This window comes from Marilutibacter maris, from assembly GCF_003233695.1.
GTDB lineage: Bacteria > Pseudomonadota > Gammaproteobacteria > Xanthomonadales > Xanthomonadaceae > Marilutibacter > Marilutibacter maris.
Window position 1 is genome coordinate 1,950,891 of record NZ_CP029843.1, and the last position, 24,517, is coordinate 1,975,407.

Consider the following 24,517-nt stretch of genomic DNA (forward strand, 5'->3'; position numbering starts at 1 on the left):
CTGAGCGAAAGGAAGTGCTCGATCAAGTCGAAACGAAGCAACGAGGTCAAGCATCCACTTGAGCGGTGCCCGTGCCTTCCGTTGTGAGCTGACGTACACAAGAGGGTAGGTCAGCAAAGCTACTTGAGACTCTAGCTCGGCGATGCGCAGATTACGCTCTGCAAGCGCGCTGGCGGCCGCGATACTGGAAAGCCTGCTTGGCTTGTCTCGCCAGCGGCGGAATTCGGCTTGCCGCTCCTTATACTGCGCAAGCATGCGGCTACGGTCGACACTCCGCGTGATCGACGACGCGGCATTGATTCGCGGATGTAACCGTGCAACCGCTTCTTGGCGAGCATGCGAAGTGCGGGCGATTGTCAGTCGAAGAACGGGCGTTTGTTGGTCGCCGCCGGGGCATTTGATTGACGACAAGAATACGCATCACAAATAGCTATTTGAATTTATTGCAAATTGCTTGCGGAGCGGGGCGAGTCCTTGACGAGCAATTCGAAGACAAGACACCCCATTGGCGCCAAGCTTCGCATAGATGCCACCGGTTCGAATCCGGTACTGACAAGCCACCCCTAAGTCAACGCGAGCGACAACAAACTGCCCCGTCGTAGCTAGGCTCTATACGCGTCGATGCTGGCCGTCTGATAGGGCCACTTTCGCCTCCCCAGACCTGGGCAGGGTGAGTGGAGCGCTCACGATTCAACGCTTCTTTGGTGTTGCCACTTGGAGCCAGGCAATTTGGACCTGATCCAGGTGCCCCGGGCGTGCGCGAACCTCGATCGATGGCAGCCACCAGCTAATATCATTGGGTATCCGATTGCGAGAATGACCGCGTATCACCGCATTTAGGCCTTGAGCGTATCCGCGTAGAATCAAGCATTCGAGCGAACGCACAAGACACTCTCTTCCCGTGATCTGTTCCAGGGCGTGGCTGCGTGCCGCTTGGAGCGATCGGGCTTGGCAGTCCGGCTCGAACCCGCAGGCGACGATCACGCAATCAATGAGACGACCGCACAGTTGCAGCAGCTCCGGTTCGATCGCCGACAGGTTCAACCAAATCTCAGCGCCGCGGGCGGGGCTGTGCGGCAAGATGAAACAATCTGGTCGCGCCCTCACGTTATCCAGTAGGGTAGCTTTCGCGCCCAAGCCACTAAACGTTACTAGCTCCAAGGGCGTGCCGACGCTGGCGGGAAGCCCATTGACAACCCTTTGAGTCATGTCGCTCAGCATCGCATGCATGTGTCCCGGAAGAGGGACGAACGTCATGGGGCGTTCTGAACCGAGCAGGCACCACGCCCAGCATTCGCGCGCAGTGGGCTCGACGCGGCCCCTTGCACTGAACTCGTCGATCTCAAGGTAGGTGCGGTCCGCTGGTGGCGCGTCCGGGGGCGCTGCCTGCGTGCGGTAAAGGTCGCGCCAGCGGTAATCGTGCTCGGGAGCCACCAGGTAGCGGGTGGTGCGCTGTTCACGGGCCCATCGCCAGTAAGCCTCCAGCCAGCCCCGGGCGTGCAGCGTGGGAAATCGCCGCATATACGTCGACGCCGTATCGGCATCGAATGGATCAAACCCGCATGGACAGACCCCCATCTGCTCGGGGACGTCGAACAGCTGAAACATTGGGCGACGACAGCTCGGGCAGGCCTCGATCAATCTCTGGCCGTGCCAAGGGCACTCGACAATTGACGGCAGCTGAAACACGGCTGTGTGATAGCCGTGTCGAGCACATTCAGGGCACTGTCGAACAGGGGCTTGCCGATCAAGGACGCCGCAAGTTTGGAGCGGGGACCAGCTCTCCGGAAGCCACTGCGCTCTGGCGCAAGCAGGATCGATGCCAATGGCCGTGCACAAGGACATCTGTGCACGACTAGGGCGCTGAACCTGGTCGAGCAAACTGACGTCCTTCCTCAGCCGGAGCCCAAGGGAGGACATCAGTTCGCGCCGTTCCAATGCCATCAGGCGGCAAACTCGAAGCAGTAGCCCGTACCCGGATAGGTACGGGTAGGTATCTAGGTCGGCCCCCAACAGCGCGAGTCGTGAAGACCTGGGCGCAGTTCTATGCATGTTGCGCCGCCTCATCACCGGAGATTAGGTTGGCTCGGACGTACTCCAGACGCAGATAGCCGCTGGCCAGCAGGGCGGCGCGGACATGTGCCGGAGTGAATTCGCTGAACCCCCTGTCCTCAGCGGCGCTGGCGAGCAGGTGACGCACTGTCAACGTGAACGTGGCCATAGGCCACGCGTCGCTGGCCGGTAGCCTGTTCTCGGCCCGTAAAGCGATCACGCCTTCCAGGATCAACCCAGCCTGTACCGCTAGCCGCCAGCCGCTGTCGTATGCCCCGCGCGCGAAGAATCGGGAGAACGGCATGTCCGGCTTGGGCCAAGTTGCGAAATGGTCGTACCGGTCCAAGGCATGAGTAATCTCTGCCAGCCCCATCAAAGGCTGGAAAGCGTGGGTCGACATGAACCAGCGCCGCAACAGATGCGAGGGGTAACCGGCCCAGTCATCCTGAGCATTGACGCCGGTGGCATCGTTCTGCCGGACAAACACGATAAACAACCGCAGCTTCGCGTCCGTCACCTGCTCGTCGATGTCGGCCAAGTAGTCGTACTCTGCCCGCGTGATGCGCTGGGCGTTGTCGATGAACATGACCATCAACGGAAGATCAGCCTGACCACACCGGGTCTTGACGAAGTTTACGATGCGGTCCTTGCCGCGCTGTGGTGTCAACCGATCGCTGGTCGTCAGGTTCAAACGAGTGTTTAGCGCGGTGTAGAACGCGCCGTCGCTGCGCCGTTGCCCACTGGGCATGATCAAGCGACTGGCGACGCCGATTGGCCTGTTGTCGTGATCCACAAGCCATCGCGATACGTTCTGGGTGAGGTATTCCTGGGCGCTGGTCTTGCCCAGGCCGCCACCGCCGTACGCCGGGGCGCCGTGATGATCGAGCTCGACGTTGCTCAACACGTAGTTGGCGAACACCTCGATGGGCCGCGTTGAGATGTGAAACCCATTGGGGACAAAGATTGGGTGCTGTTCCGAAGACATGTAAGCCTCCGCGTACAAGATGTATCTAGGAAAATTGAGTAGCCGTCAGTGATCACGCGAAGTGTCGAAGCTGATCCAGCCGCGGCGCGGAGTTGGCACGGTCAGGTCGGCGGCGGGCAGCGGTGTGGATTGAGGTTGTTTCGCCCCCGATGCCTGCTGCATGCGCGCGAGTTGATCCACCGCCTTCTGGGAACTGGACGCCAGCATGCGCAGGTGATCCGTGTACGCTTCCACGGCGCACTCGCAGCCGACAAACGAGAGTCCGCCCTTTTGCTTGGCCCACTGCATGGCCAAGGCACGCGTCGTTTCGTCATGGGGCGTGCGGTCCCAAGGTGGCATAGCGCGCACGAAGCCGAGCGGTACGGTGACGCTGCGCATCAGCAGAAGCGTGCGCAGATCGTGGCGGCAAACGCGCGCCAGGACCGTTTTGCCGACCAGTTCCCACTGCTGGTCCAGTTCGGGGCTTCGGTAGCGCACGTACAAGTAGTTTACGTGCGGTAGCTCGCCGGTCTTCCGGTTCCCGTGCACGACGACCGGCACCAGGACGCTGCCCATCTCGCGGGCATCCTTCTCTGGATCGGGCAAGGAAAAATCGAATGCGCGCGGCGTCTGCATCTGCAGAAACTGCAGCGGGCTTAGACTCCCAAGCGCCGGGTGCGGGGTGGCGTTGTAGTTCGCTACCAGTACGTCCAACAGCTCTTCGAACAGATGAAGCTGAATCGGTATGTCGCCGGGCGCGAAGTTGCTGATGCGCAACTTGCGCTCGCCCAATCGAGTCGCCGGTTCGAAGCCACCTGGAATATCCCGGAAGACTCCGCGCTCCAGACGCGAGTACAGCTGTTCGACCACCGGTCGCGAACGCGGCTCGTGGGCACGCCCAAAGAACAGGATTGCGCCGTGCGCGCGACCCATCGCGTCCTCGAAGCTGATCGCGTGGTGAGCCTTGGCGTTGTCCATTGCAATGCAACGAGCGCGCCGACGGCCGCGATCACCGGGCATGCCGCTGGGCATCCCGGCGCCAGGGGCGTACTCCAGTCCAGGAATAGTCAGCTCGCGGCGCGTCCAAGGGTGCAGTGCTCGCGCGACGCAACTCGCCAAGTCGAGGTTGTTGTAGGAGCGTCCCACCCGCAATATCCAGGCAAGAATCGCCCGGGACTCTATCTCCACCTCGCACAGGAACCACATCCTAGTGATCCGCTTCTTGACCACGCCGCCATTGGGCAACGACACACCGATTTCAGCGTCGATGTCGAATGAGTGCGCATCAAACTCGGACCGGTGGAACGGGCGGCCAAGCAAGGCATCGGCGAGTACGCTTGGGGGAGAGGGAATCTCGTCAAGGCTGGGGGCTACGATGTCATCGATGCGTTTCTTGCGCAGGTATCGCAGCAGCGCCCGCCGACCTTTGTCGGGTTGATTCAGCGGATAGAATGCGTGCTGATCCAAGCGCTTGAGCTCGGCGACAATCTTGGCGAACAAGCGCTCGAAGGCCTTTGGTGGGCGTCCTGGAGGAAGTTTGGCAGTAAAGCCATCGACCCATTCTGCAACTGTGGGCTGGGCCAGCAGCATTTTACGCATTGCGTGCGGCTCCGCGGTACGCGGCATCTCCGTATCATCGAGGGCATCGTCGGCCTCCTCATAGGTTCCCCACGGCAAACACACACGATAGCCATATGGGTGACCGTCGCGCGCCAGTTTCGGAGCGAGCTTCACCATGCGCTTGAGCCCCTTCCTGCAAAGCCCATTGACTTCGGCTGCGCGGGTTAGGTTCATCTCTCCCGTGAGCACGGCAGTCAACGCGGCACAACGGCGCTGGAATCGCTCAACTAACTCCACCTTTACGGTAGACAGATCCGGCTTGAACCAGGCCTGCAGCTGCTCGGCATCTAAGATCTCGGTTCGATCAGTGCGCATGGCACATCTCCACCGTTGCCTGTGCACTGCCAGCGACGTAGTCGACCAGACGCAAGTCGCCTTCGTGCACCATGCCGGCTACCACCGCGCGCACGCTGTCGGCATCGAAATCCAAGTGGTGGATCAAGGTCGACAGGGTGAGGCGCGGGCAGTTGGCTAGCAGAGCCATAATCTGTGAGCGAATGATTGTGCGAGACACCAAGCGCTTGTAAGCCCATACGTGGTGGAGCAGCTCGAAGCGCACAGCACAATCGCCGATCGACGAGACTTGCTCACGCTCGGTGATGTACGCAAGTTGGAGTCCGTGGCGATCCGCGGCGGCGTCAAGGGCTTCGCGGTCGCGGATGGATACCGTGCCGCTGGTGCTGCCGATGGTGCCCGACGCCGGTATAGCCAAGTAGTAGCGCTCCTCGCCCTGTTTGCTTCGGGTCCAGAACGAGATGTCGATGTCTTGGCGGGGCGATAGGGCGATTCGTCGCGGGCGCTCGACATAGCACTGCAAGGCTGGATCGAACTCGAACTGCAGGGCGATGGCCAGGTGCAAGAAGTCGGTGACAGTTACGACACGGGCGTTGCGTGGTGAGGGAAAGACAAAGGTCTCGCGGCGGTTGCGTTCGCTTCGCGTGAGCTTGCGGGGCTCGTGTGGAAGAGCGTGGTTAGTGACATGCGCCTTGGGTTCGTACACATCACGTGTCGCTGCAGTACCGGCGGTCATGGCTTCTCTCCAAAGAACAAGGCCACGCGCCGTTGTTGTCGGCAACGCGGCAAGGAAAAGACGGACAGCTTCGCCTCGCACCGGTGGGGGCGGTGCGAGGAAGCTCTGGCTGTCGCCTACTGAGAGATGTCGGTAGGCGTTGGGGTGGTGGTAGCGCGCAGGAGGCGGTAGCTGAGGATCTCGCCCGTGCGGCAGTCCTGCCATACGCGCAGCACGTATGGCAGGCCGTTGCCCGTCAGCAGCTGTATGGTTTCGAGGAAATAGCCGTTCGCCGCGGGGCGAGCCCGCGGTGCCGTGTCGTGTTCGTCGGAAAACTCGAAAACTAGCTGCTCGGACAGGTCATCGCGACCGGTGGAGATCGCCGCCGGCAGAAGGTCGTTTTTCATGGGTCGAATCCAGGTTGGGGCTGTCAATAGGCAGCACTTGACTTGGACCCTGAAAAGAGCGAGTGTACGAGGTGAGGCCTCTATGGACTCGCGGGACCCCTGCATGGGTCCCGTTTCTTTTTCTGGGTCTGAAAGCGATCCGAAGGTGGAATTAGGCGTTCTGGGCGGGCAGGTTCCTCCGTTGGACGAGGCAGGTGTTCTCGTAGTCCGATCAGATGTGGGGCGGTTTGCGGCGGCGCCGGGCCACGCTCGGCCGTTTCACTGGCTTTGGTCGTAGCGCCTCTATTGACCCCATGACCTCGGGACCACCTGCTTGGGACGCTAGCCAAGAGACTAGGTCATGGGCGAGGGCGAACGGGCCTTTGCGACCGGGGATGGTGAACGTGCGGACCGGCACCGACTTGCGGGCGATGGCCTGGCGCAAGGCGGCTTGGCTCGGGTAGCCCAGTGCCTGCCGCAGGCCCGCGCTGCCGACAACGTAACCCCAGTCCTCTATCAGAGCCTGAAGCAGTCGAGATTCGAGTTCGCTGCGGGACACGGCCACCTCCAGTTCCAGTTTTGCCTTTTCTGCAACATTTCCGAGCCCGTGCCAATGCCCGGCAAGAATCGAACTTCGTGCGGGGCGGCTAAAACGCCGCCGCCACGGGGCTCGGAGCATCTCGTGGCCGTGACGCCTTGTTCGCTAGGGTGTGCCGCAGATTGGAATGGTGCGCGGCAGATCGCGAACTCCGATGCCTGGTTTCGAGCCCACTGAGCTCCACACGCGCTGGTCAAAGGACCTAGCGGGCACGCTGCGAACAGTGGCTTGCGTAGAGACGCTGTTGGACGCGGAAGGGTTAACGCCGCATCAATGGGAGGCGCGCCACTACGGAACGCGGCCGGGCGGCCTATGGGCCGGGCCCAGAACCCGGGGTTCAATGGCGCGCTCGCGCTCTGGTCAGTTCGTGGCCTCGCGCGAACGCGTGGCGGAATGGGGGCGGGCTCAGCCTGCCGTAGTGACGGTGGCCCGCTCCTGGCTGTGGGAGTTGCTTCGCTGCGCGGCCCCCATTCCTGCTACGTACCCGGCGACTTGGTTCAAGGACCACTTCGAGGAAACGGCTTTTCTGGGGTTTCACTACTATGTGCCGCTGATGCCGGAAGAGTTCCGCGCCTCTGCGTCCGAATCTGTCATGACCCAGCTGGCGGCGTGCCGTTCGTTCGACGCAGTGGCGGCGATATGGCTTCTGCTACTGGAGGCGATCAGCGTTGATCCTGGCCAGGCGCTTTCGTACGCGCGCTACGTGCCACCTGCATTGGCCTTATTGGCGCAGACCCCGGGGGGTAGGCGTGTGGCGCTGCCAATTCTGGCACGCATGCGGCAATTGACATTGGATCATATCTACGATGCCGAGCGTCACTTGAAACTGGAGGACTGCGACTTGCCTAGCATGACTGAATCCGCGCCGGAGGTGACGGGAGTGCGAATCGAGGTGCTCAGGGGGCGGAGGAGGTTAGCCGTGCCCGATGCTACACGCAACTGGATTGAGGCCAATCTGGGCAACGTGGGTGAAGGCGGCCGTGCTCCGACGGTTCGACCGTGGTCGAGTCAGCGGAGTCCGCTTAACCATCCGAACGGTCCTTGCCAGGTCGGTGTGTGGCCTCGCTATCACCGGGATGCCCTTGAGCGGCTTCGACTTGAGCTCGGTGTTTATGCTTGAGGTATGTTTGGGGAGGCACGCATCGGAAGTAGTCGCCGAGCCAAGCTCGCGGGAACGCAGCGAGTCATTATTCGAATTCTGTGACTCAATCTGGCAGGTGAAGGAGTGGTGCCAAGTGGGAAAGCTGTTGTGGTCGACAGTTTGAGTCGGCATTTGAGTGCCTATTGAATAGAACTGTGGCGAGGCAACGTTGCGCCGCGGTTCGAGCGTCACAATGAGCGGTGAAGATCATCGCGCTTGCGGCCTTCGCAGCCACCAGCTAGCAAAAGCACAAAGGTCAACATGTTGTGAATCTGTATCGGCCAGCTCGTTTCCGACATTCGGCGAGCCTCCCGGCGCCCTCAGGATCAGCGCCTTGTGCACCGCCGCCGGCAGGCCGCGATGATATGGCAGGTAGTCGTCGGCGAACACCAGCGGTCGTAGTTTCGCGACGGCCAAGGCCTTTGGACTGACATCTCCAGTTTCGCCGTCGGTCACAATCACATCCGCGATTGGAAACCCGAGCATCTCCAAGTTCCGCTGCCGGGCTGCGGCAAAGGCATCGTCCAGGGCCGAGATGCAAACCAGGCGGTAGCCGGCATCGACCAACCGGTGGCAGGCTTCGACGGCACCTTCGATCGCCGGGATCGTCGACCAGAACGCTTCGTCGAACGCGGCACGGAAGGTGGCCAGGCGTTCTCCCGATAGGCGTTCCACGGCCCATCGGTCGATCGGCCAGTAGGCGTCGGGATCGCGCAGTGCAGGCAACGTGCCGAAAGCCTTGGCCCAGGCGTGCGCGTAGGCCGTGCTGTAGTCGAGCAGGACACCATCTGCGTCCAGCGCGATGGTTTTGCCTTTGGGTGAGTTGGTCATGGTGTGTCTACCTTAAGCGCCTTGCAATACGCCCAGCGCAACGCCTCGGCGTCGACCATGGCATGGTGCTTGCGGTTGACCTGCTCGGGGTGCTCGATGAAGTAGCGGTCTATCTGGCGACGCACGGCATCGCACTCTGCGATGAGGGTGGTCACCACCTTGGGCACAGGCCGCAGGTGTGCCAGTGCCGCTTCCGGCAGGTCAAAGCCGTCGAGCACATGGCCGAACAAGGTGCCGTCGACGGGGTGGTCGAAGAGCACACAGGGCTCCGAAATCCGTGACAGGAAGGCGCGCAGATCCCGAGTAAGGTCGATGGGCTGCCGAGCATGGAAGCCGTGATCGAGAAGCGGATAGACAACGGCCCGGACGAAGTCGTTGGGGTGCTTTGGAAGCGGCGAAACCTCGCTGTAGAACCGATCCTGGCCGTCCTCGGAGACCAGGGCGAGGCTCACCAGTTCGCGACCAAGGTTGTCGGCCCATTCACAGTCGAGAAACAGTCGGGTCATGACTTGGCGCCTCCAATCGTCTCGAATGCCCAGCGCAATGCCTCGGCGTCGACCATCGCGTGATGACGCCTCGTCCTAGCCTCTGGCCGGGCGTCAAAATAGTCTTCGATGCGCATCAGCACATCGCCGAAGGTGACCAGCATCGGGCGCCAAGGTGGCGCCGGTGGCCAGCCTGGTTGTCCGAAACCGCCCAACGCGTGCGACAGCAGCATGAAATCCTCGCCGGCGTCGGCCAGAATCAACGGATCCTCGAAGCCCGCCAGGAAAGTGCGCGGGGCCGAGGTGAAGGCAAGGTCCGGCAACGTGGTGGCCCCGCGGTCGAGCAGCGGGTAAACGACTTCGCGAACGAAGTCCGATGGAGTGTTCGGCAACGGATCCCGCTCCACATAGAACCGATGCTGGGCAGACGAGTCGAGGAGCGCCAGGCTGATCAGCTGGCGACCCTCGGCATCACTCCATTCGCAGTCGAAAAATAGGCGCATGTTGCGCATTCTCCAAGAGCAACCGCTTGTGCGGTGGTGCCCTTGGTCGGAATCGAACCGACGTGGACGCGCTTATCTGGCGCGTGCTCTCACCGGGGTATAAGGCCGGCGCTCTGACCAACATGAGCAACAGGGGCGTGATCGATCTTTGCGATCACTCCGGTATTCGGTGGTCAAGCAACTGCGGTCGGCCCATCGACGTAGAGTAGCGCACAGGAGCTGGGGCTCCAATATATAGAACAGTGTCTTTGGACGACGTCATGCTGAGGTCGTGGCATCAGCGATCGCTTCGCGAGGTGCTCGGTCACGACACGCATCACGCGCAGTGCGTGTCACGACTTGACCCCAACACTTTCGGATCGATTAGGGACCGTTATCGGGGATAGGGAAGGGTAACTGAAGATCACACCGGAAAGCTGGCCGCGACCGGTGCGCCAGATGAGCGGGTCCAACGCCATATCGAGTTGGCGCCGCTTCACTGATTGATCCGTCCAGCTGCCTCCTTGAGCAAGGTAGGAAATTTCCTACCCTGCATCGGGTGGTTTTCCTACCTCCAACAGGAGGTGTTCCTATCCCAAATCGGGCGCTTGGATTAGTGCTGCTGCCCGAACGTTTACTCCATGCTGTCGGACACGATCCCTTGGAGTCCGGATTAGGTGTGAAGTCTTCCATCCGGCTCATCGGAGATGCTTGCATGGGGTGCCCGACGCTGGATATGCTTACCGCAAAGATGCTCCAAGGAACAGGAGGGATGGTCGCAAAGGAGTGCGTGCCGTGCAGGTTGTGGGCCCCAATGGTGGCGCTGGCTTGCCTGCTTTGCGGGTGCGTCAAGACCCAAGCGACCTACGTTACCGAGCATGGTCTCGGCCCCGACAAGTGGGCGACGGCCTGGCTGCTGACCCGGCACATCAGTCCAGGCGCCGAACTGCGCGTGGTGGCCATCGGCGAAGCCTTGCCGGAGGGCATCCCTTTCGACGTGCCGGGCGCGAAGATCCTTCGTCAGGGAACCTCCTCTGCATTCGAGGTCGCCGGGCAGGAACATCTGCAGTCCGACCCCGATCTACAGCGCTTCGCCCGCATCGTCCACGATATCGAGATTGGCGCATGGGGGGCGGCGGCCGACCCCGAGTCGCCGGCCGTCGAGCATGCGTTCCGATCGCTCCAGCAGCGCCACGGCCGCGACAAGGTCGAGCCCGACTGCTATCTGCAGTTCTTTGGCGACGTATATGCCGCCATCCAGACGGCACGCAGGAATGACGCGCCCATCGCCGCGGAGGCGCTCGCCACTCAGTGCGATGTGGCAGTACAGCAGGCGTCACGCAGGGTCGTCGCCGAGGTGTCCATCGAGCAGTTGCTCGGCGAGATTCGCAATGGCAAACGGGTGGCCTTTGTCGACGTGCGCGAAGCCGATGAGTTCGTCGAGGCGCATATCCCCGGGGCATTGAACGTGCCCATCCGGAACAAGGCGCTCGCGGTCTCCCAGGTTGCCGGTGCGGACTATGTCGTCAGCTACTGCATCAAGGATTTCCGGGGCTTCGAGATGGCCAAGGCCTTGAAGGATGCGGGCGTGGAAAATTCCGTGATCCTCAATCCCTACGGCCTCCGCGGCTGGGTGGAAGAAGGGCTGCCTGTCGTCGGTAGCAAGGGGTTGAGCGAAGGCGACGGTGAGAAGCGTCTTTCCGAGTGCGTGCAGTCTCCCGAGGCGTGCCTGGCCGCCAAAACAGACAGGCATTGAGGAATCGAGCATGCAGGGGCGCAGCGCAACAACATGGATCACCTACGGCTTGATCGCTGTCGTTCTGGCGGCTCCGGTAGCCGCCTGGTGGTGGTCGGTTGGCGATCCGTCGATCTATTTCACCCATGACCTTCCCGCGGGCCAGGGGCTTTATGCTTTCGCCAAGCTGGCTGGCCTCCTGGGGTTCGCGCTGCTCTGGGTGCAGGCGCTTCTGGGAATGGCTCCGCGCGTCCCGTCGTTCCGTGGTTTGCCTGTGATAAGCCGCTCGGCCCACATCGGGCTCGGCTGCGGGGCTGCGATGTTGATCGCGGCGCACGTTGGGCTGTTCGTCGCGGGCTCATCTCTGAGAAAGAAGACGGTGGCCTGGGAACTCCTGCTGCCGAATCTGGACCACGGCTACTACTTCCAGATGATCACCCTGGGTGCGGTGGCGCTGTACCTGCTGGTGATCGCGCTTTTCGCGGGTTGGCGGCTGCGTCGCGGACATCGCCGCTGGAAGGCGATCCACATGTTGTGGCCTGCGGTATTCGCGCTGGCACTTGTGCATTCGATAACGATCGGCAGTGAAAGCCGCTATGGCGTGCTGGTCTATGTGTTCTTCTTCATGGGTTCTAGCCTCGCGCTGATAGCGCTGGCTCGTACAGCCACCTGGCTGGGAGCCCGCAGGGCCAAAGCGGCAATCGCCCGCAACGGCAGCAAGTTGGCGTCCGACGCTTCTACACACTGATATCGAGAGCTGCCATGGCCAAGGATGATGTGCGGCGTAACCGGTTCGGCATGTTTCGCAAGCCGAGGGTCGCCTGGTTGTTGGGTGCTGCGCTGATCGCGCCCGTGTTCATGGCGGCCGCGCAGCTGGCCGAGCCGGATGTGATCCTGTACCCGCTGCCGCAGACGGTCTACGGGTCGGAGATCACATTGACGGGAATCGCGCGCCCCGGGCAGGCGGTCGTGGTCGAGGTGAATGGCGCTGCTGTTGCCAGGACTCGCGCCAACGAGAGTGGCGACTTCGCCGTTGTGGCCGAACTGGATCGTGGCGCGAACATTCTGCGGTTGGACATGCCGGAGGCCCGCTTTGCGACGGCTTCGGATGAACATCTGATTCGCTACGTGTCCAGCCACCTGCCGGCACCCGCTGAGCCGGTGATGAAGGCGCAAGCTGCGAGCGTGAGCGGCGCTTCCGAGGTGCAGCCGATGGTTGCTCCCAGCCCCCCCGCACTCGACGGCATCCCGGCAACCACGACGGACAATCCGATCACGATCTCCGGCGCCGCCGCGGCGAACAGCGAAGTGCGCTTCTTCGTCAATGGCCGCTACACCCGGTCGGTGACCGCGGACGTCAATGGCGCGTTCTCCACTTGGGTGCCGCTGGAGGACGACGCCAACGCGATCTACGCCACGGCCACGGACGCAGGCGGGACCAGCGCGACGTCCAACACGGTCGAGACCGGCTACACCAACACGCTGGTGCGTACCCAGACAGGCCTGATATCCCAGGATACGGTCTGGACCAAGGGCGACGGCAGCGCCTATTCGCTTACCGGGAACCTGACGGTCGCTCCCGGGACGACCCTGTGGATCCAGCCCGGCGCGGCCGTCACCGTTGCCGGCAACTACAAGCTGATCGCGCAAGGTCACCTGGTCGTGGCGGGATCCGTGACAGCACTGGCCACGTTCAAGGCCACCGCGAGCGCCTGCAACGGCAGCACCCGGCGCAGCGATTGGTTGGGGATCGAGGTGTTGGCTGGCGGCCTGGCCGACCTGGAGTATGCCGAGGTCCAGTGCGCCAATACAGGCGTCAACTTCGAGGGAGGTACCGGCTCGGTAAGCCATTCGCGCATCGTGAACAACACCCGCGGTGTCCGCACCCAGGGCGCGGATCCATCTTCGATCATTGCGCCTGTCATAACCGCCGAGAACGAGTTCAGCAACAACACCATTGGTGCGCTGGTAAGGCCCAACAGCGCCACGATCGTCTCCGCAAACAACCTGTTTTCCGCAAATGCCGATGCAATCTATCTGAGTGGCGGTGCCGGCGCCAGCCAGATGCAGGATCCCGAACCCGTCATAACCGGCAATCAGATCCTGCTCAGCAACACTCGGGGCATATCCACCGACAGTTTCAAAGTGGGTCCACCAGCGACCGTCAACGCGACCGGCAACTGGTGGGAGACCACAAACCACAGCACAATCGCCGCCAAAATTGTCGATTGGCACGACGCCAGCAATCTCGACAGCAGCGACATGCCCATCGTGGACTTTTCCGGCTACCTGGATGGCCCCAATGGTGCGCCGTTCTTCGCCGGCCAGACCTTGCTGGGGCGGATCACCACGGACCAGACACTGCAGGGAGAAGAAGTCCAGACCTTTGGCAGCATCATCGTGGATCCAGGGGTGACGCTCTCGATCGATGCCGGCACGCACCTGACCGCTGCGGAGGGCAGCAGGATACTGGTGCGCGGTGCGTTGTCGATCACGGGCACATCGAATTCCAGGGTTGTGTTCCGGCCGACGACCCCGGCCTGCGATGGCGTCGCCCGTGATCGCAGCGACTGGTTCGGCATCGAGGTGGTTCCTGGTGCGACGGCTGCGGTCAACTACGCCGAGTTCCATTGCGCGGACATCGCCCTGTTCTTGAACGGGGGGACGGGCGAGGTTCATAACTCACGGTTTCTGAACAACGATCGAGGCATCAGGACACAGGCTGCCGCCTCCGCGCGGATCACGCCCAGTATCACGACAGGGAACGAGTTCCGGGGCAATGCCTATGGCGTGGTTGCCTATATCAATTCCTCGCCGACGATCACTGGCGGCAACCTGTTCATCGACAACCGTTATGCGCTGTACGTCTACGGCAACAGCTCATCGGCACAGAACCCGTCTCCTGTAGTCACGGGCAACTCTATTGAAGGCAGTCGGACACAGTCGTTTTATACGAGCAGCTTCGGTGACGCCAGCAACGCTCGTATCGATGCTACCGGCAACTGGTGGGGTACCACAGATCCTACGGCCATCAGCGCCAACATGATCCGCGATTGGTCTGACAACACTTCCACCCAGCCTGTGGTCGACTACTCGGGCTATCTGGATGCGGCTGGTGGAACAGCGGCCTGGACGGGCCCGACCCTGAACGGACGGATCAGCGCCAATCAGACGCTCGCCGTGACGGAGCATCTGATGCTCGGCCGGGTCGAAGTGGATACCGGCGTGAGCGTCCAGGTGCCTGCCGGGACCCGAGTTACACCGGTCGCCGATCTGCCGTTCGTGGTGCGTGGGACATTGAATGTATCGGGCACCGCGCAGTCCCGCGTGGTGTTCAAACCGCTCGCTGTGGCCTGCGACGCATCGGCCCGGGATCGCAATGATTGGGGCGGAGTGCTCTATCAGACGGGTTCAAGCGGTTCAGTCGACCATGCCGATATCCATTGTGCTGAGAACGGGCTGTACGTCCCCATTTCGATCGCCATCACCAATAGTCGGTTCTTGTCTAACCTCACAGGAGTCAACGTCAAGGGAGCTTCGACCAGCTCCATCGCTGCGCCAACGATTCAGTCGAACGAGATGGTCAACAACAGGTATGGCGTCTATGTGGGTACGGATAGCGCCCCGGTGATCAACGCCGGAAACCTGATTAAGGGCAATGATCGCGGTATCTATGTATACGGCAGCAGCAGCCTGATACGTCAGCCCAATGTCACGATTAATGCTAACGCCATTCATGGCAATGCGGACTACAGCATCTATGCGGCTAACTTTTCTGGAAACTCCTCGCATGTGCTGAACGCGACCGGCAATTGGTGGGGAACGCTGGATCCCACTCGGATCTCGCAGTCGATTTACGACCGCAAGAACAGCTCCGCGGCTCCGTATGTCGACTTCTCCGGCTATCTGGACGGGCCAGGTGGTAGTGCAGTCTTCAACGGAAGCTCGCTGCTGGGGCTTATCGATGCCGATCAGACTTTGGGAGCCGGCGAGTATGAGGTGCTGGGACACACGACTGTTACCGCGGGGGCCACGCTGACGATCGACCCCGGGGCAGAGATACGCTTTGTTCCGGGCCGTGGCTTGTTCGTTGATGGCACATTGAACGCGGGAGGTACTCCGGCACAGCGCATTGTCTTCGGATCGGCCGAGCGGATCCGGCAGAGGGGCGATTGGTATGGTGTGGTGGTGCGTGCGGGCGGTGTGATGAACGTCGAGCATGCGCGTATCGAGCACTCCACGTATGGGTTTGATTTTGCCGGTGGTCAAGGCACCGTTCAGGAATCGCTGATCCGCTTCAACACCCAGGGAATCACGGTCGAGTCCAAGAGCAGCCCGACGATCTCGTCGAACAACGAGATCACGTCGAACGACTACGGCATAGCGGTGATCGGCAATCAAAGCGGTACCGCCAACAATCCGTTGCCGGTGACGACCGGCAACAACATCTATGCCAATGGGACCAATTACTCAGCGCGTGGATTCTCCAGTCCGTCGACCGTGACTTTGGATGCGACCGGCAACTGGTGGCAGGTGACGGACCCGGCCGACATTCGTGCCACGATCTATACCGGTGCCAGTTCTTCGCCGAGCGTGGACATCGGCACGCCTCTGACGGCGGCCACGGGCCCTCTGGCGATCAACGTGACCGGCGTCGCGACGACGGTCCGCCAGATCCAGCCGCTCGACCCCGCGTCGAGCGCCCAGGGCGTGTTCACGATCAGCCGGGGAGGCACGGTGAAGACCGAGATCCGACGGCAGTCGGACTACGGTCTGGTCTACCAGTACGAGCAAAGCTTCGCGGATCCGGGCCAATACGGGTTCTCCTGGAACGGTCGTGATGCAGGTGGTGCCATGGTCGAGCCCGGGATGTACCGGGCCGTGCTCATCGCCGATGACGGGCGCGACTCGATGCGTGCCGACTTTCAGGCCCAGTCCGGTGTGGCGATCACAACCGGCAGTGCGCCGTCGATGTACCGCCCCTACCGGAACGAGTTCTATAAGGGCTCGATCACGCTCGCCCAACCGGGCCTGATCAGCATGCAGGTGACCCCGGTCGGGGGCAGCCCGTTCTATGCCTGGGAGAACATCTACTATCCCGCCGGTACCCACTGGGTGTACTGGGACGGCCGGGATCCCGAGGGTCACGTCATCGATTCCGAAGTGGAGATCCTGACCACCGATTCGACCTACGTCGCCGCCAACGCCATCCAAGTGCTGGCCGCCAGGCCGGAGATCACCGGCATCCAGCCGGCGCCCAATATCGAGGTCAAGGCCGATCCCTATCTGGTGACCCACAGCTATGAGCAGATCACCCGCATGGCTTATCGCCTGAGCGACGATGCGTTCGTCCGCTTCGTGCTGCTGCCTCCGGGCGATACGGATATCCATGGCCCGTCGGCGGTCGTGCTTCTGGACAACGCGTTGCAGGCCGCGGCCGACGGGACCGGCACTCCGAACGACCATGTTATCGAATGGCGTGGCTACGACCCGGCGCAGCCTTCGCAGATCCAGGTCGCACCGGAGGGGGCCTACACCTTCGCGATCGAGGCCCGTTCGGCCAATAGCGGGCAGAGTACGGTGTACCGCGGCGTGGTGAACCTGCACCAATGATGACGCGACCGCTGCTCATGAGAAACATCGCTTTCCCGGTCGCACTCGCGGCAACGGTGCTGGCCCTGGTGCTCGCCGGCTGCGCGCGCGAGAAGTCGCCTTCCCCGGAGGAGGCGTCGCTGGCCTACCTCGCCCAGAACGACGGTTACTGGAAGGCGTGGGTGTCGGATGTCGACGGCGAGGGCGCACGCCTCCTGACCAAGGACGAGCTCGACGTCTCGCGGATCTCGTGGTTTCCGGGCGGACGGGAGCTGCTGGTCAACTTCCAGGACGGCCGCTTGTTCCGGGTCGACGTGGCGAGCGGCGAGCGCACCGTGATCCAGACCCAGATGCCCGGGATCCAGGATGCGGTGATTTCCCCGGATGGGAAGCGCATTGCATTCTCGTACGGCGTCAACGAAAGCACCTACGACAACGACGTCTGGATGCTCGACATGGCCAGCGGCGAGCATGCCAAGCTCACCTCCACGCCGGGGTTACAGCATGATCCGGCCTGGTCCGCGGATGGCGAGTGGCTGTACTTCCTGTCGGGCATGGGCGGTCAGTTCCACGATATCTGGCGGTTGAAGCTCTCTGACCGCTCGATGGAGCAGGTCACCGTCAACGAGCTGTACCACTTTGACCTGTCCCTTCGCGACGACGGCACGATCGCCTACTCGGGCAATCGCAACGGCAATTACGATCTGTGGCTGCGCCATCCCGGCGGCGAGAGTGAGGCCCTCACCAACGACGTCGCGCTGGACGCACGTCCGGCCTGGTCGGCCGACGGCCGCTCGTTGATCTTCGAGTCCACCCGGGAGGGCGGGCTCGATCTCTGGAAGCTCGACATCGACACCCGACAGATCGCCCGTCTGACGAAGACGCCCGATGGCGCCCGGATGCCCGTCGTCGCCGTCCATGGAGCGAACGAATGAGCCGCTCCGCACTTGGCCTGCTGGTGATCCTTGCGTTCCTTTGCGGTTGCCAGCAGCAGGCGCCTTCCAGTGCGGCCTCTGTGGAAGCGGGCGCATCGCCGCCTTCCGAGGCCCCGAAGCAGGCCCCGTTCCGTATCACCGACGTCAGTACCGATCGTGATCGCATCGATCCAGTTTCGGGCGAACGCGTGTCCATCGGCTACGCCATCGATGCTGCCGCCGAGGTCGTCCTGGAGATGTACGACGGTCGCGACGCACTGATCTATCGCAGCGACCCGGTCCAGGTCGAGCCCGGCCCCCATGCTTTGGGGTGGAACGGCCACGACGCCAGTGGCGAACCGGTGCCGTCGGAGGCCTACCACTACGTGATTCGCGCCAGCAGCGCTGCCGGCGAAGTGGTCCACGACCTCACCGACAGTACCGGCAGCGAGGCGCTGTTGGCGCACGAACCGGTCTGGGACGCGGCCAGCGGCAAGCTTCGCTTCCGCCTCGATCATCCGGCCCGCATCAATGTCCGCTTCGGTCTGATGGATGGCCCTTACGTGCGCACGGTCGTGGACTGGGTCGCGCGCGATGCCGGCGATCACGAACTGGCCTGGGATGGCTGGGACGCCTCGCGGGTGATGAATCTGGCCCGGCACCCGATGATCTCGCCCACGGTGCGCGCCTACACCTTGCCGCACAACACGGTGTTCGTCGGAGAAGATGCCGATCAGGTCCGGTTTGTCGCCATGCGGCCGCTCGGGACCCGGGACAGGAAGGAGAAGCCGCAGAAGACGCGGATGTTCTTCCACGCCGACCAGCCGCTGGAGACGCGCGGCGATGTGCCGGTCGAGCTGACCCTGCTGGGTGACTTCGAGCGCGACGAGCAGGGGCGTCATGTGGTCTCGGGCATGGTGCCGGTCCGCCTGGACGTGCCGGCGGATGTGCGCGGGCGCGTACTGGAACGACGCTTCGAACCGGTGTTCTTCACCGATGGCATCTTCGTGTTCGAAACCGAGGTCGGTGTGCTGCCGATGACCTGGAACTGGGACAGCACGGTGGTCAACCCCGGCGAGCACTACCTCACCGCCAATATCCGCGGCTATGAAGGCAATTACGGCACGGCCACCTTGCGGGTCTGGGTCGAGCCGGCGGCGGGCGATGCCAGCGCAGTACCCACCACGGAGGCGGCACCATGAGACCGGCGATCTTTCTCGTACTTTCCATGCTCTTGCTGTTGGCGTGCAGCCCGGCGGCCAATGGCCAAGGGCGGTCGCCCGGCACTGTCCATGAGCGGATCGCGGCGATCGAGCGGATCCCGCCCGAACAGCGCACGGCGGAGGACCTGGTCCAACTCGGACGCGACTACCGCCTCACCGGACAGCTGGACGATGCCCTTGTCCAGACCCGGGCAGCGTTGCGCCTGGATGTCGACAACAGCAACGCGTTGTTGCTGCTGGGCGACCTGCAGTTCCAGCGCCAGGAATACCGCCAGGCGCTGGCGAGCTTCGATCGCGTGGCGCAGCTGCGCCCGGGCTTTCCTGCCGTACAACTGCGCCGCAGCCAGGTGCTGTCGGCGATGGGCCTGGGGCGCGAAGCCGAAGCCGCCAATGCCCTGTTCATGACCCAGAGCGGGCGGGCACGCGCCGCCGTTCCCACCCCCTGACCCCCGCTGGCGCTTCATTCGCCGCAAAGGATTCGCAGCATGCGTCGCTTCCGCTTCCATCTGGCCGCCGTACTGTTCTGGTTCTGCACGTTTGCCGCACATGCCGACGGCTTTCGGGCCTCCTACACACCGGAAGCCCAGCCCGGCGGGCCACCTCAGCGGGCATGCAACGGCTGCAGCTGCAGCGGCGGCAACACGCCTGGCTTCCAGGGAGCGAGCGTCGCCGATCCGATCTGGACCAAGGATGGCAGCCTGCACCTGAGCTACACCGACCTGTCGATAGGCGCGGTCATGCCCATCAATGTGGTGCGCAACTACGACAGTCATTCGACCTATGACAGCGCCGTCGGCTATGGCTGGGCGTTCTTCCACGACCAGCGGCTGTTCGAGTACCCCGACGGTTCGATCATCATCCGCACAGGGTGTGGCCGGCGCGACAAGTTCGTGTTCAGCGGTGGCGCCTATGTCACCCCGCAGGGCGGCTCCCAGGGCCAGCTGACCGAGAAGGGCGACGGCACCTACCAGTTCCGCTACCGCGACGGCAACAGCGATCTCTACGATGCCAGCGGCCGCCTCACCGCCCGGGTCGCGCGCTCCGGCGCCCGCCAGGACTTCATCTACGATGCCCGCGGCAAGCTGCCGCTGGTGGGCACCTCGCCGCGTGCGGTGGACCCGACCGCGCCGATGGTCGTCGCCTATCAGCCGCGGTTGACCCGGATCCAGGAGCGCGGCGCCGACGGCACGCTGACCGGCTACTTCGTCGACTTCGAGTACAACGATTCGACCGGACGCCTCACCCGCCTGGTCGCCAGCGACGGCCGCGAGATCCTCTACGGGCACGACGTCGTCGGCAGCGCGACGGCCGGCAACCTGGTCTCGATCGCGGGGCTGGACGACTACACCCAAAGCTTCGCTTACGTCGACGCCAACGACGCCCACAACATCACCACCATCCTCGACGGCACCGGCGCGCAGCCCGTCGTCAACACCTTCGACAACAAGGATCGCGTCACCAAACAGGTCGAGGGCGGCAGCACCTTCGTGCTGGCCTATCCCTCGCTCGGCGTCACCACCATCACCGAGACGGTGAAGAGCGCGACCGGCAGCACCCTGCAGACCCGGGTGAGCCGTCGCGAGTACAACGCCGAAGGCTATCTCACCAGGAACGTCGGCCCCGACGGTCACGAGCTGCGCTACACCTACGACGCCAACAACCAGATTTCCCGGACCGAGTTGTGGGAGAAGTCCGGGGCCGCGCTGGCGCTGCTTAAGGCCACTGATACGACCTACACCGCCACCGGCCAGTTGCTCAGCGAGAGCACCACCTTGGACAGCGGGGAAGTGGTCACCAGTACCTGGACCTACGACAACGGCTGGGTGGCGAGCGAGCAGACCGTCTCCAGCGCGAACCCGCAGCTGTTCCGCACCGAATACACCTTTGTCCGCGATGGCGGCGGCATCCCGCGCGCGATCGCCAGCGTCCGCCAGCGCAAGGACGACGGCACGTTTGCGACCACCACCTATAGCTACTGCTCATCGGCCGAGGCCGCTGCCGGCGCCTCGACCTGCCCGGACATTTCGCTGGTCAAGTCGATCGACGGCCCGCGAACCGACGTCAACGACATCGCGTCGTTCAGCTACTACGGGACAACCAGCACCGGCGGTTGCGGCGGCACCAGCGGCGATTGCGTCCGGCGCGGCGATCTGAAGGCGGTGACCAACGCACTGGGGCAGGCCACCGAGTTCCTGCGCTACGACGCCAGCGGCCGTCCGGTGCGGATCCGCGATGCCAACGGCGTGGCCGCCGAGATGGTCTACCATCCGCGCGGCTGGCTGCAGCAGTCGATCGTGCGCGGCGCCAACGACGCGATCACCACCGACGATGCGATCACCCAATACCAGGTCGATGCACGCGGCAACCTGACCCAGATCACCACGCCCGACGGCAACACCGTCACGATGATCTACGACAGCCGCGACCGGCTGACCACGATCCGCGACCAGGCCGGCAACGAGATCCGCTACACCCTGGACTCGGTCGGCAACCGCACCAGGGAAGAGGCCTACACCGCGGGCAATACGCAGCGGCGGGTCCAGTCCTTCCTCTACGACAAATGGAGCCGACTGATCCGGCTCACCGGCTCGACCAGCGGTCAGGTCACCAATCTGACCTATGACGCAGCCGGGCGGCTGATCAAGACCGTCGACCCCAACCTGGTCGAGGTGATGCAGGTCTACGACGACCTCGATCGCCTGGTCAGCACGGTGTCCGACGCCGCCACCGGCGGGATCGCCGCGACCACGCAGTTCAGCTACGACGCCATCGGCAACCTGCGCGAGGTCGTCGATCCCAAGAGCCTGTCGACGACCTACAGCTACGATGCGCTGGGACGCCTGCTGCAGGTCGCAAGTCCGGACAGCGGCACCACGACCTACACCTACGACGATGCCGGCAACCGTCTGAGCCAGACCGACGCGCGCGGCATCACCACCACCTATACCTACGACGCCCTCAACCGGCTCGCCACGGTGGTCTATCCGACCGCGGCTGAGAACGTCGCCTACACCTACGACGTGGCGAGCCCGGTATGCGCGGCCGGAGAGACCTTCACGGTCGGCCGGCTGACCCGCATCACCGACGCGAGCGGTTCGACCGACTACTGCTACGACCGCTTCGGCAACACCGTGCGCAAGGTCCAGACCACGGCGGGGCAGGCCTTCACCGTGCGCTATGCGTACACCTTGGGACGCAAGCTGGCGGCGACCACCTATCCGGACGGTACCGTGGTCGATAACGTCCGCGATACCCAGGAGCGCATCGCGGAGATCGGCGTCGCTCTGGCCGGCGGATCGCGCCAGGTGCTGCTGGACAGCGCGAACTACTACCCGGCGGGCCCGTCGGCGGGCTGGACCTTCGGCAACGGCCGGGTGATGAGCCGGACCTACGACAAGGACTACCGCGCCTCCACCATCAAGGATACCGGCGCTGGCGGCCTCGACATCGGCCTGCGCTACGACAATGCCGGCTATCTGACCCAGTTGACCAATGCGGCGCTGGCGACCACGCCGCGGATGCGCTACGACTACGATGCCCTTGGCCGGTTGACCGGGCGCAGCGACAGCGCCAGCGCGCCGGTCGAGACCTACACCTACGACGCGACCGGCAACCGCACCAGCCTGGCGCTGGGTACGGCCACCGCGCAGGCGTACAGCTATGCGGCCGACAGCCATCGGCTGACGGCGGTGGGCGGTGTCGCGCGTGGCTACGATGCCGCCGGCAACCTGACCTCGGTCGGCGGCACGGCGCGCGAGTACGGCTACAACGATGCCGGCCGCATGTCGTTGACGAAGGAAGCCGGCACCCTTCGCGCTACCTACAAGTACAACGGCCGCGGCGAGCAGGTGTTGCGTGCGACGACGGTCAGCACGATCTTCGTCTACGACGAGGCAGGGCACCTGCTGGGCCAGTACGGCATCACCGGCACCCCGATCCAGCAGTACGTGTGGATGGACGACCAGCCGGTGGGCGTCATTTCAGGTTCGGCCCTGCATTACGTCGAAGCCGATCACCTGGGCACGCCGCGGGCGATCATCGATGCGACTCGGCAGGTGGCGATCTGGACGCTGGACCTGGCCACGGAGCCGTTCGGCAACACCGCCCCGAACGTCGACCCCGACGGCGACGGCACCACTTTCGTCTACGACCTGCGCTTCCCCGGCCAGCGCTACGACGCGGCGTCAGGGCTCTACTACAACTACTTCCGCGATTACGATCCGGTAGTGGGGCGGTATACGCAGAGCGATCCGATCGGTCTGGCGGGTGGGATGAACACATATGGGTATGTTGGCGGCAATCCACTCATGGCATTCGATCTTCTTGGACTAGCTGATCAGTCATCGCCTTGGTCTGTAGGCTGGGAGTGGCTTACCGGTAACGGGCCGCGACACCGTGAGTTCACTGATGGTGATCCGTTTGCGGAGAAGCTTCGGGAGCACTCGAACCTTCAGCGTCTTCTGAAGGCGGCATGTACCGGAAAACAATCCAATGGAAATCCGCTCCCTAGGAAGGGGAACTGGGATTATTCAGTAGGTGGAGTTAGTGGTGTATTCCTCTACTTGCATGACTACTCAAACTTGCTCACAGGCGGGCATACCGGAAACATTGCTGTTACATATCTTGGTAGTTACAAGACAAAGTTTGAGATAGTAGGAAGCACACTGAACGTCAGAGTGTGGAACTCCTCAAGCATCCAATCTGCGACTCATCCTCCAATACTTGGGTACACTAAGTGGTGGGGGAGAAATATAGGTGATCCACTGAATAACTGGAGAAAGACTGGGCCGATGTCTGAGATCACCCAAACCTTCAACTTGAGCTTTGATCTGACGAAGTGTGGATGTGAATAAATTTATGAATCGAGCATTTATCTTATCGACAGATAAGCTGAAGATAGGCATCGCGCTATGCATGCTTATGCTATTGAATTCTGCTTGCTCGGATATGAGTGCATCAGAGTTGATTGGTCAATGGAATAGCGCAGATAATGGTGCAACTCTGAACTTCTCAGCGGACGGCCAGTTCACAGCTGCTGGGCTGCCTGCCCAAGTTGCCTGTTCTGACGAAGATGTCTCGGGTTCGCTTTCGGGGAATGGGACATGGGATCTAGATCAGGAAGGCCGCCGCGTTTTTCTGTCTTTTTCGAAGTTGTCAGATCCTAGATGCGAGGTGCCATATTTGGGGCACGTATTTTTTGGCGACAGGCGCACGCTTCAGGTGCTCCCTGATGTCGAGAAGCCTTGGGAGGGCGTTTCCTATCAACGAGTCGGGAATGGCCGTCCGTAGGTCTTGTGTACGAGCAGCTACGCCATGGGGAGAGAACAAGCCCAAGCCCGCTTGAACAGGAGGCGATCGCTGCTGGCGCTCAGAATTTCTCAGCTTTGGTTTCGGTCGTCTCCTCAAGATCGGTGCCTATGGAGGCATAGGATTAGGGCTGGTTATCGCGGGTAAGCAAAGGCTGCTACCCTGACGATCGCATGTC

17 protein-coding genes and 1 tRNA gene are annotated in these 24,517 nt (G+C 62.6%); 9 read left to right on the forward strand and 9 right to left on the reverse strand.

Annotated elements, in window-relative coordinates; translation table 11 throughout:
• Positions 1-690: 690 nt before the first annotated feature.
• The 5 genes from C9I47_RS17525 to C9I47_RS08610 form a co-directional block, all read right to left on the reverse strand.
• A complete protein-coding gene (locus C9I47_RS17525; RefSeq protein ID WP_145985460.1) occupies positions 691-1,608 on the reverse strand; it encodes a hypothetical protein in 918 nt (305 codons plus the stop codon).
• Positions 1,609-2,044: 436 nt separating this feature from the next.
• The gene (locus tag C9I47_RS08595) at positions 2,045-3,037 is read right to left on the reverse strand and encodes an ATP-binding protein (protein WP_223250335.1); all 993 of its coding nucleotides are present in this window, start codon (positions 3,035-3,037) and stop codon (positions 2,045-2,047) included.
• Between the two features lie 45 nt (positions 3,038-3,082).
• Positions 3,083-4,951: a hypothetical protein gene (locus tag C9I47_RS08600; protein ID WP_223250336.1), complete on the reverse strand. Its 1,869-nt coding sequence runs from the start codon at positions 4,949-4,951 to the stop codon at positions 3,083-3,085.
• Complete coding sequence (locus C9I47_RS08605) at positions 4,941-5,666, reverse strand: hypothetical protein (protein WP_111266376.1); 726 nt, start codon at positions 5,664-5,666, stop codon at positions 4,941-4,943. Before C9I47_RS08605 ends, C9I47_RS08600 begins: the two co-directional genes overlap by 11 nt.
• Positions 5,667-5,782: 116 nt before the next feature.
• Positions 5,783-6,052, reverse strand: a complete 270-nt coding sequence (locus tag C9I47_RS08610) for a hypothetical protein (RefSeq protein WP_111266377.1) — start codon at positions 6,050-6,052, stop codon at positions 5,783-5,785.
• 917 nt (positions 6,053-6,969) lie between these two features.
• Between C9I47_RS08610 and C9I47_RS17530 the strand changes: the two genes are divergently transcribed.
• Complete coding sequence (locus C9I47_RS17530) at positions 6,970-7,749, forward strand: hypothetical protein (protein WP_145985461.1); 780 nt, start codon at positions 6,970-6,972, stop codon at positions 7,747-7,749.
• 228 nt (positions 7,750-7,977) lie between these two features.
• Here C9I47_RS17530 and C9I47_RS08615 read toward each other — a convergent pair whose 3' ends face one another.
• The 4 genes from C9I47_RS08615 to C9I47_RS08630 all read right to left on the reverse strand — a co-directional run bounded on the left by C9I47_RS08615 (position 7,978) and on the right by C9I47_RS08630 (position 9,726).
• Positions 7,978-8,601: an HAD family hydrolase gene (locus C9I47_RS08615; protein WP_111266378.1), complete on the reverse strand. Its 624-nt coding sequence runs from the start codon at positions 8,599-8,601 to the stop codon at positions 7,978-7,980.
• Complete coding sequence (locus C9I47_RS08620) at positions 8,598-9,107, reverse strand: 3'-5' exoribonuclease (protein WP_111266379.1); 510 nt, start codon at positions 9,105-9,107, stop codon at positions 8,598-8,600. The genes C9I47_RS08615 and C9I47_RS08620 overlap by 4 nt, the downstream gene beginning before the upstream one ends.
• Complete coding sequence (locus C9I47_RS08625) at positions 9,104-9,589, reverse strand: hypothetical protein (RefSeq protein ID WP_223250337.1); 486 nt, start codon at positions 9,587-9,589, stop codon at positions 9,104-9,106. Before C9I47_RS08625 ends, C9I47_RS08620 begins: the two co-directional genes overlap by 4 nt.
• 34 nt (positions 9,590-9,623) lie before the next feature.
• A tRNA-Ile gene (locus C9I47_RS08630) sits at positions 9,624-9,726 on the reverse strand.
• 656 nt (positions 9,727-10,382) lie between these two features.
• On the opposite strand from C9I47_RS08630, the gene C9I47_RS08635 reads away from it, so the two are divergent.
• The 8 genes from C9I47_RS08635 to C9I47_RS17905 are packed head-to-tail and all read left to right on the forward strand — an operon-like array spanning position 10,383 to position 24,321.
• Positions 10,383-11,324: a chromate resistance protein ChrB domain-containing protein gene (locus C9I47_RS08635; RefSeq protein WP_190238640.1), complete on the forward strand. Its 942-nt coding sequence runs from the start codon at positions 10,383-10,385 to the stop codon at positions 11,322-11,324.
• Between the two features lie 10 nt (positions 11,325-11,334).
• Entirely contained in the window at positions 11,335-12,051 is a 717-nt protein-coding gene (locus C9I47_RS08640) for a ferric reductase-like transmembrane domain-containing protein (RefSeq protein ID WP_111266382.1), read from the forward strand.
• A gap of 14 nt (positions 12,052-12,065) precedes the next feature.
• Positions 12,066-16,916: a right-handed parallel beta-helix repeat-containing protein gene (locus tag C9I47_RS08645; RefSeq protein ID WP_145985463.1), complete on the forward strand. Its 4,851-nt coding sequence runs from the start codon at positions 12,066-12,068 to the stop codon at positions 16,914-16,916.
• On the forward strand, positions 16,916-17,830 hold the full coding sequence (locus C9I47_RS08650) for a TolB family protein (protein ID WP_190238641.1): 915 nt from the start codon (positions 16,916-16,918) through the stop codon (positions 17,828-17,830). The genes C9I47_RS08645 and C9I47_RS08650 overlap by 1 nt, the downstream gene beginning before the upstream one ends.
• Entirely contained in the window at positions 17,827-19,011 is a 1,185-nt protein-coding gene (locus tag C9I47_RS08655) for a FlgD immunoglobulin-like domain containing protein (RefSeq protein WP_111266385.1), read from the forward strand. Before C9I47_RS08650 ends, C9I47_RS08655 begins: the two co-directional genes overlap by 4 nt.
• A complete protein-coding gene (locus C9I47_RS08660) occupies positions 19,008-19,478 on the forward strand; it encodes a tetratricopeptide repeat protein (protein ID WP_111266386.1) in 471 nt (156 codons plus the stop codon). The genes C9I47_RS08655 and C9I47_RS08660 overlap by 4 nt, the downstream gene beginning before the upstream one ends.
• Positions 19,479-19,517: 39 nt before the next feature.
• Positions 19,518-23,885 (forward strand): RHS repeat-associated core domain-containing protein, encoded by a 4,368-nt coding sequence (locus tag C9I47_RS08665; RefSeq protein ID WP_111266387.1) that lies wholly within the window; start codon positions 19,518-19,520, stop codon positions 23,883-23,885.
• Positions 23,878-24,321, forward strand: a complete 444-nt coding sequence (locus C9I47_RS17905) for a hypothetical protein (RefSeq protein ID WP_145985464.1) — start codon at positions 23,878-23,880, stop codon at positions 24,319-24,321. The genes C9I47_RS08665 and C9I47_RS17905 overlap by 8 nt, the downstream gene beginning before the upstream one ends.
• Positions 24,322-24,517: the final 196 nt, after the last annotated feature.

Excerpts from the sequence above, each read along its gene's own strand:
- C9I47_RS17525 (WP_145985460.1), bottom strand. The coding sequence starts at position 1,608 with ATGTTTCAGCTGTTCGACGTCCCCGAGCAGATGGGGGTCTGTCCATGC.
- C9I47_RS08595 (WP_223250335.1), bottom strand. The coding sequence starts at position 3,037 with ATGTCTTCGGAACAGCACCCAATCTTTGTCCCCAATGGGTTTCACATC.
- C9I47_RS08660 (WP_111266386.1), top strand. The coding sequence starts at position 19,008 with ATGAGACCGGCGATCTTTCTCGTACTTTCCATGCTCTTGCTGTTGGCG.
- C9I47_RS08645 (WP_145985463.1), top strand. The coding sequence starts at position 12,066 with ATGGCCAAGGATGATGTGCGGCGTAACCGGTTCGGCATGTTTCGCAAG.
- C9I47_RS08625 (WP_223250337.1), bottom strand. The coding sequence starts at position 9,589 with ATGCGCCTATTTTTCGACTGCGAATGGAGTGATGCCGAGGGTCGCCAG.
- C9I47_RS08605 (WP_111266376.1), bottom strand. The coding sequence starts at position 5,666 with ATGACCGCCGGTACTGCAGCGACACGTGATGTGTACGAACCCAAGGCG.
- C9I47_RS08600 (WP_223250336.1), bottom strand. The coding sequence starts at position 4,951 with ATGCGCACTGATCGAACCGAGATCTTAGATGCCGAGCAGCTGCAGGCC.
- C9I47_RS08640 (WP_111266382.1), top strand. The coding sequence starts at position 11,335 with ATGCAGGGGCGCAGCGCAACAACATGGATCACCTACGGCTTGATCGCT.
- C9I47_RS08655 (WP_111266385.1), top strand. The coding sequence starts at position 17,827 with ATGAGCCGCTCCGCACTTGGCCTGCTGGTGATCCTTGCGTTCCTTTGC.
- C9I47_RS08620 (WP_111266379.1), bottom strand. The coding sequence starts at position 9,107 with ATGACCCGACTGTTTCTCGACTGTGAATGGGCCGACAACCTTGGTCGC.
- C9I47_RS08635 (WP_190238640.1), top strand. The coding sequence starts at position 10,383 with ATGGTGGCGCTGGCTTGCCTGCTTTGCGGGTGCGTCAAGACCCAAGCG.
- C9I47_RS17530 (WP_145985461.1), top strand. The coding sequence starts at position 6,970 with ATGGCGCGCTCGCGCTCTGGTCAGTTCGTGGCCTCGCGCGAACGCGTG.
- C9I47_RS08615 (WP_111266378.1), bottom strand. The coding sequence starts at position 8,601 with ATGACCAACTCACCCAAAGGCAAAACCATCGCGCTGGACGCAGATGGT.
- C9I47_RS08610 (WP_111266377.1), bottom strand. The coding sequence starts at position 6,052 with ATGAAAAACGACCTTCTGCCGGCGGCGATCTCCACCGGTCGCGATGAC.
- C9I47_RS08665 (WP_111266387.1), top strand. The coding sequence starts at position 19,518 with ATGCGTCGCTTCCGCTTCCATCTGGCCGCCGTACTGTTCTGGTTCTGC.
- C9I47_RS08650 (WP_190238641.1), top strand. The coding sequence starts at position 16,916 with ATGACGCGACCGCTGCTCATGAGAAACATCGCTTTCCCGGTCGCACTC.